Here is a 6,420-nt window from a genome sequence, read left to right as displayed (position 1 = left end):
AGACTTCCTCCACACCTACAACCACCACCGCTGCCACACCGCACTCGGCGGCCACCCACCGATCAGCCGTGTGAACAACGCTTCAGGTCAATACATCTAGCCGCTCCCCGGCATGGGCGAGAATGGTGCCATGACTCTGTTCCGCGACGACGGCATCGTGCTGCGCACCCAGAAGCCGGGTGAGGCGGACCGGATCATGCTGTGCTGTCCCGGGGGGCGACCCCCGGACCCCCGGCCGGTGGGAAGCGGGGGTCGGCTGTGAGTCTGTTCCGGGATGACGGCGTCGTGCTGCGCACCCAGAAACTGGGTGAGGCCGACCGGATCATCACGCTGCTCACGCGGGGGCATGGGCGGGTGCGGGCCGTGGCCCGGGGCGTGCGGCGGACCAAGTCGAAGTTCGGGGCCCGGCTGGAACCCTTCTCTCACGTCGACGTGCAGTTCTTCGCGCGGGGAAGTGAGCTGGTCGGGCGCGGACTGCCGCTGTGTACGCAGAGTGAGACCATCGCTCCGTACGGCGGCGGCATCGTCACCGACTACGCCCGGTACACCGCCGGGACGGCCATGCTGGAGACCGCCGAGCGGTTCACCGATCATGAGGGCGAGCCGGCCGTGCAGCAGTACCTGCTGCTGGTGGGCGCCCTGCGGACGCTCGCCCGGGGAGAGCACGCTCCCCATCTGGTGCTCGACGCCTTCCTGCTGCGCTCCCTCGCCGTCAACGGGTACGCCCCGAGTTTCACCGACTGCGCGAAGTGCGGCATGCCCGGACCGAACCGGTTCTTCTCCGTGGCCTCCGGCGGCTCGGTCTGCGTCGACTGCCGGGTGCCCGGGAGTGTCGTACCGTCGCCGCAGACCCTGGTACTCCTCGGGGCGCTGCTTACGGGAGACTGGGAGACGGCGGACGCGTGCGAGGCCCGGTACGTCCGGGAGGGCAGCGGGCTGGTGTCCGCCTACCTGCACTGGCATCTGGAACGCGGGCTGCGTTCGCTCAGGTACGTCGAGAAATAAGAGGGAGACGAGAAGCGCATGGTCGTACGCGGGATCCTGGGGCGCCAGCGGCGCGAGTACAGGGCGCCGGAGCCGCACCCGTCCGGTGCGCGTGCGCCCAAGCTCCCCGGCGAGCTGGTGCCGAACCACGTGGCCATCGTCATGGACGGCAACGGACGGTGGGCGAAGGAGCGGGGGCTGCCGCGCACCGAGGGGCACAAGGTGGGGGCCGAGCGGGTGCTCGACGTCCTCCAGGGATCCATCGAGATCGGTGTGCGCAACATCTCCCTGTACGCCTTCTCCACCGAGAACTGGAAGCGGTCGCCCGACGAGGTCCGCTTCCTGATGAACTTCAACCGCGACTTCATCCGGAAGACCCGCGATCAGCTCGACGCACTCGGGATCCGGGTGCGCTGGGTGGGGCGTATGCCCAAGCTGTGGAAGTCGGTCGCCAAGGAGCTGCAGATCGCCCAGGAGCAGACCAAGGGCAACGATCTGCTCACGCTGTACTTCTGCATGAACTACGGCGGCCGGGCCGAGCTCGCCGACGCGGCGAAGGCACTGGCCGAGGACGTGAAGGCGGGGCGGCTGGATCCGGCGAAGGTCAGCGAGAAGACCATCCAGAAGTACCTGTACTACCCGGACATGCCGGACGTGGACCTGTTCCTGCGGCCGAGCGGCGAGCAGCGCACCTCCAACTACCTGCTGTGGCAGAGCGCTTACGCCGAGATGGTTTTCCAGGACGTGCTGTGGCCCGACTTCGACCGCCGTGACCTGTGGCGGGCCTGTCTCGAATTCGCCTCCCGCGACCGGCGGTTCGGCGGTGCCGTCCCGAACGAGGAACTCCTCGCCATGGAGGCCGCCATGAAGGGCGATTCCACCTCGTAGCCACCGGCGGTTCAACCGGGGCGCCGAGGATGCGGGACTCATGAGACGTCTCACGCCTGTCCTCGCCCTCGGCGCCCTGTTGCTCACCGCGCTGCCCGCGCACGCCGTGGACGACGGTCCCGCGCACCGCGCGAGCTACGGCACCAAGGCCCCGTACGAGCCTCAGCAGAGCGCGCACACCTATCAGCGGCCCCCGGCCGGTTACACCGCCGTCTTCACCGAGAACGTCTCCCGGCACGGCTCGCGTGCGGCCACGGACGGGGAGGACGGCGACCTGGTCCTCGCCCTCTGGGACAAGGCGCGGGAGCAGGGTGAACTCACCGGGAAGGGTGAGGAGTTCGGGCCGTGTGTGCGGGCGCTGACGGCCGCCATGGAGAAGGCCGGGTACGGCGACCTCAGCGGGCGCGGGCGGCAGGAGATGCGGGACACGGCGACGCGCATGGAGCGCCGGCTGCCCACCCTGTTCGCGGAGATCGCCGGCCAGGGCGAGAAGATCGACGTGGTCAGCTCCGGGCAGGGGCGGGCCGTGGACAGCGCGGAGGAGTTCACCGGGGCGCTCGTGGCGGCCGACCCGGCGCTGAAGCCACTGATCGGGGCGACCCGGACGGACAAGGACCTGCTGTACTTCCACAAGGCGGCGGGCGGCGCCGCGTACCGCGACTACCTCGCGAACGACCAGCGTCTCAAGGACACCCTGAACGCGATCGAGGACCAGCCCCGGACACACGAGGCCGCGCACAGCGTCCTGCGCCGGATCTTCACGGAAGCCTTCGTCGACCGGATCACCGACCAGGTCGGCGCCGCACAGGCCGTCTACCGCCTGTACGCCATCGCCCCCGCGATGAGCGAGGAGAGCCCGGACGGCGACGGCTGGGGGATGGAGCGCTTCGTCTCCCGGCCGGACGCCGAGTGGTTCGGGTATCTGTCCGACGCCGAGGACTTCTACGAGAAGGGTCCCGGCTTCTCCGACAGCGACATCACCTACAGGATGGCGGGCGTCCTGCTCGACGATTTCTTCCAGCAGGCCGAGGCCAAGCGGGCCGGTACCAGCGAGCTCGGGGCCGAGCTGCGCTTCACCCACGCCGAGGAGATCATTCCGCTGGCCGCGCTGATGGGGCTGCCGGGCAGCACGGGGCCGGCGACGCCGGGGGAGGCGTACACGTACGCCGGCAATCCCTGGCGGGGGGCGTCGGTGGCTCCGCTGGGCGCGAACATCCAGTGGGACGTCTTCAGGAGGGGCGACCGGTACCTGGTCCGCATGCTCTACAACGAGAAGGAGACGGCGTTCAGGACGGGCTGCCGCCCGATCGAGAAGGGGAGCACCTTCTATGACCTCGACGAACTGGAGCGGTGCTTCGGGCGCGGCTGAGCTCTGGCAGCGCCCCGGAATCAGCCCCCGGCGCAGTCAGAGCATGTGCCGAAGATCTCCACCGTGTGCGCCACGTTGACGTAACCGTGTTCCGCCGCGATGGCCTCGGCCCACTTCTCCACCGCCGGGCCCTCCACCTCCACCGCCTTGCCGCAGGCACGGCACACGAGGTGGTGATGGTGCTCACCAGTGCTGCAGCGGCGGTAGACGGACTCGCCGTCGGACGTGCGCAGGACGTCGACCTCGCCGGCCTCGGCGAGGGACTGCAGCGTGCGGTAGACGGTGGTGAGCCCGACCGAGTCGCCCTTGTGCTTGAGCATGTCGTGCAGTTCCTGCGCGCTGCGGAACTCCTCGACCTCGTTCAGGGCCGCCGCCACCGCTGCACGCTGGCGGGTCGCGCGGCCCTTCACGGGCGGTCCAGCGGTCGTCACCGTTGTCTCCTCACGTCTCGCTTGTGCCCGGGCGGCCATTGTGCCAGCCCGGACTGTCAGCGGTCAGACGCCGATCTCGTCCGCGGCCCCTCTCGTGGCCGGAATGGTGCACTCCGCCGGGTCCCCGGCGGGGTGTGCCGCGGCGGCCGCGCGGGCGCGTCGACGGGCCAGCGGGGTGGCCAGGACCGTGAGCGCGACGAACGCGGCGATGGTCAGCAGGACGATCGTCGCGCCGGGCGGGACGTCCTGGTAGTACGAGGTGATCGTGCCGCTGATCGCCACGCCGACGCCGATGGCGACGGCGATCGCGAAGGTCACCGCGAAGCTGCGGCTGAGCTGCTGGGCGGCGGCGACCGGCACCACCATGAGCGCGGAGACCAGGATCAGGCCGACCACCCGCATGGCGACGGTGACCGTGACGGCCGCGGTGACGGCGGTGAGCAGGTTCAGGGCGCGCACCGGCAGCCCGGTGACCCGGGCGAACTCCTCGTCCTGGCTGACCGCGAACAGCTGGCGGCGCAGTCCGAGGGTGACCACGACGACGAACGCGGCGAGCACGGTGATCGCCGTGATGTCCGACGGGGAGACCGTGGACAGCGAACCGAACAGGTACGAGGTCAGGTTGGCATTGGAACCGCCGGGCGCGAGGTTGACGAACATCACGCCGCCGGCCATGCCGCCGTAGAAGAGCATCGCGAGGGCGATGTCGCCGCGTGTCCTGCCGTACCAGCGGATCAGTTCCATCAGGACCGAGCCGAGCACGGAGACGGCCGTGGCCATCCACACCGGTGAGGCGTGCAGCAGGAAGCCGAGGCCGACGCCGGTCATCGCGACGTGCCCGATGCCGTCGCCCATCAGGGGCTGGCGGCGCTGGACGAGGTAGATGCCGATCGCGGGCGCGGTGATGCCGACCAGGACGGCGGCGAGGAGCGCCCGTTGCATGAAGGCGTAGTTCAGGAAGTCCATCAGCTCAGAAGCCCCATCAACTCAGCAGTCCCGTGCGGATCGGTTCGGCGCCCGCGGGCGCGTGCGGGTGTACGTGGTCGTGGCCGGGCAGGGCGTGCTGGCCGACCGCGCGCGGCGGCGGGCCGTCGTGCAGCACGCAGCCGTCGCGCAGGACGACCGCCCGGTCGATCAGGGGTTCCAGCGGCCCGAGTTCGTGCAGGACCAGCAGGACCGTCGTGCCGGCGGCCACCTGCTCGCGGAGCGTGTGCGCCAGCACCTCCTGGCTGGCCAGGTCCACGCCCGCCATCGGCTCGTCCATGATCAGCAGTTCGGGTTCGGCGACGAGCGCGCGGGCGATCAGCACCCGCTGGTGCTGGCCGCCGGACAGGGCGTTCACCGAGTCCTTGGCGCGGTCCGCCATGCCGACCAGTTCCAGGGCCCGGTGCACGGCCGCCCGGTCGGCCTTGCGGAAGACGCCGAAGCGGGTGCGCGAGAGCCGGCCCGAGGAGACGATCTCGGTGACCGTCGCGGGGACGCCGCCGGCGGCCGTGGTGCGCTGCGGTACGTAGCCCACGCGCGCCCAGTCGCGGAAGGAGCGGCGCGGGGTGCCGAACAGCTCGACCGTGCCGCCGCTGACCGGTACCTGGCCGATGATCGTGCGGACCGCCGTGGACTTGCCGGAGCCGTTGGCGCCGAGCAGTGCGACGACCTCGCCGCGGCCGACGGTGAGGTCGATGCCGCGCAGCACGGGACGTGCGCCGAGTTCGGCGGTGACCCCGTGCAGAGCTATGACGGGCTCTCCCATGATCCTGCCCTCCCTGTCGGTCACTTGGCGCCCAGCGCCTGCTGGAGCGCCTTGAGGTTGGCCCGCTGGACGGAGAAGTAGTCCTTGCCGCGGGACTTGGCCGTGATGCCCTCGATCGGGTCCAGGACGTCCGTCTTCAGGCCGGCGTCGTTCGCGACGGTCCTCGCGGTCTTGTCGCTGACGAGCGTCTCGTAGAAGACGGTGGAGACGCCGTCGGCCCTGGCCATCGTCTCCAGGTCCCTGATCCGGGCGGCGCTGGGCTCCGACTCGGGGTCGAGGCCGTTGATGGCCTCCTCGGTCAGGCCGTAGCGCTCGGCGAGATAGCCGAAGGCGGCGTGGGTGGTGACGAAGACCTTGGTCCTCGGGTGCGCCAGTCCGTCCCTGAACTGCCGGTCCAGGCCGTTCAGCTGCCGGACCAGGGCCGCGGTGTTCTTCTTGTAGTCGGCGGCGTGCTCGGGGTCGGCCTTCTCGAAGGCCTTGCCGACACCCTCGGCGACCTGGGCGTAGCGGACCGGGTCGAGCCAGATGTGCGGGTCCTTGCCCGCCGACTCCTCGCCCTGGTGGGTGTCGTGCGCGGCCGCGTGGCCGCCGACCTCGTTGCCGTGGTCCTCCAGCGTGGTCAGGGAAGCCGCGTCGATCTTCGTCGTGACCGGGGACTGGGCCACCGCGTCGTCGACGGAGGGCTGGAGGTTCTTCAGGTACAGGACCGCGTCGGAGTCCTCGAGACCCCCGATCTGCTTCGGGCTGAGCTCCAGGTCGTGCGGCTCCTGGCCGGGGGAGGTCAGACTGGTCACATGGACGTGGTCCCCGCCGATGCGCTCGGCGAGGAAGGCCATGGGATAGAAGGACGCTACGACGTCGAACCTGCCGGTGTTCGCCGCTGCCGTGTCCCCGGAGCAGGCGGTGAGGGTGCCGAGGCCGAGGGCGGTCACGGCGGTGATCGCGGCGGCGGGTATGAGGCGTCGTCGTACGTTCATGACAGTCATTTTCAACAGACA

General features: G+C 70.3%; 8 protein-coding genes and 1 pseudogene. 5 read left to right on the top strand and 4 right to left on the bottom strand.

Annotated features, from left to right (window positions below; translation table 11 throughout):
• The 5 genes and pseudogenes from ABZ624_RS31165 to ABZ624_RS31145 form a co-directional block, all read left to right on the top strand.
• Nucleotides 1-100 (top strand): annotated as a pseudogene (locus ABZ624_RS31165) (IS481 family transposase); the annotation flags it as partial.
• 30 nt (nt 101-130) lie between these two features.
• On the top strand, nt 131-262 hold the full coding sequence (locus ABZ624_RS31160) for a hypothetical protein (protein WP_360096353.1): 132 nt from the start codon (nt 131-133) through the stop codon (nt 260-262).
• A complete protein-coding gene (gene recO, locus ABZ624_RS31155; RefSeq protein WP_360096335.1) occupies nt 259-1,005 on the top strand; it encodes a DNA repair protein RecO in 747 nt (248 codons plus the stop codon). The genes ABZ624_RS31160 and recO overlap by 4 nt, the downstream gene beginning before the upstream one ends.
• Before the next feature lie 18 nt (nt 1,006-1,023).
• Nucleotides 1,024-1,872 carry an isoprenyl transferase gene (locus ABZ624_RS31150; protein WP_360096332.1) on the top strand — a complete coding sequence of 283 codons (849 nt, stop codon included), beginning with the start codon at nt 1,024-1,026 and terminating at the stop codon, nt 1,870-1,872.
• 40 nt (nt 1,873-1,912) lie between these two features.
• A complete protein-coding gene (locus ABZ624_RS31145; RefSeq protein WP_360096329.1) occupies nt 1,913-3,241 on the top strand; it encodes a histidine-type phosphatase in 1,329 nt (442 codons plus the stop codon).
• 20 nt (nt 3,242-3,261) lie between these two features.
• Here the strand turns inward: ABZ624_RS31145 and ABZ624_RS31140 are convergent, their stop codons facing one another.
• The 4 genes from ABZ624_RS31140 to ABZ624_RS31125 form a co-directional block, all read right to left on the bottom strand.
• Complete coding sequence (locus ABZ624_RS31140; protein ID WP_360096326.1) at nt 3,262-3,672, bottom strand: transcriptional repressor; 411 nt, start codon at nt 3,670-3,672, stop codon at nt 3,262-3,264.
• 63 nt (nt 3,673-3,735) lie between these two features.
• Nucleotides 3,736-4,638 (bottom strand): metal ABC transporter permease, encoded by a 903-nt coding sequence (locus ABZ624_RS31135; RefSeq protein ID WP_360096323.1) that lies wholly within the window; start codon nt 4,636-4,638, stop codon nt 3,736-3,738.
• 16 nt (nt 4,639-4,654) lie between these two features.
• A complete protein-coding gene (locus tag ABZ624_RS31130) occupies nt 4,655-5,422 on the bottom strand; it encodes a metal ABC transporter ATP-binding protein (RefSeq protein WP_360096320.1) in 768 nt (255 codons plus the stop codon).
• A gap of 20 nt (nt 5,423-5,442) precedes the next feature.
• A complete protein-coding gene (locus tag ABZ624_RS31125; protein ID WP_360096317.1) occupies nt 5,443-6,399 on the bottom strand; it encodes a metal ABC transporter substrate-binding protein in 957 nt (318 codons plus the stop codon).
• Nucleotides 6,400-6,420: the final 21 nt, after the last annotated feature.

It is taken from the genome of Streptomyces sp. NPDC007205, from assembly GCF_040634095.1.
Taxonomy (GTDB): Bacteria; Actinomycetota; Actinomycetes; order Streptomycetales; family Streptomycetaceae; genus Streptomyces.
The sequence above is the reverse complement of the archived record's forward strand: the minus strand, read 5'-3'. Positions and strand labels throughout refer to the sequence as shown.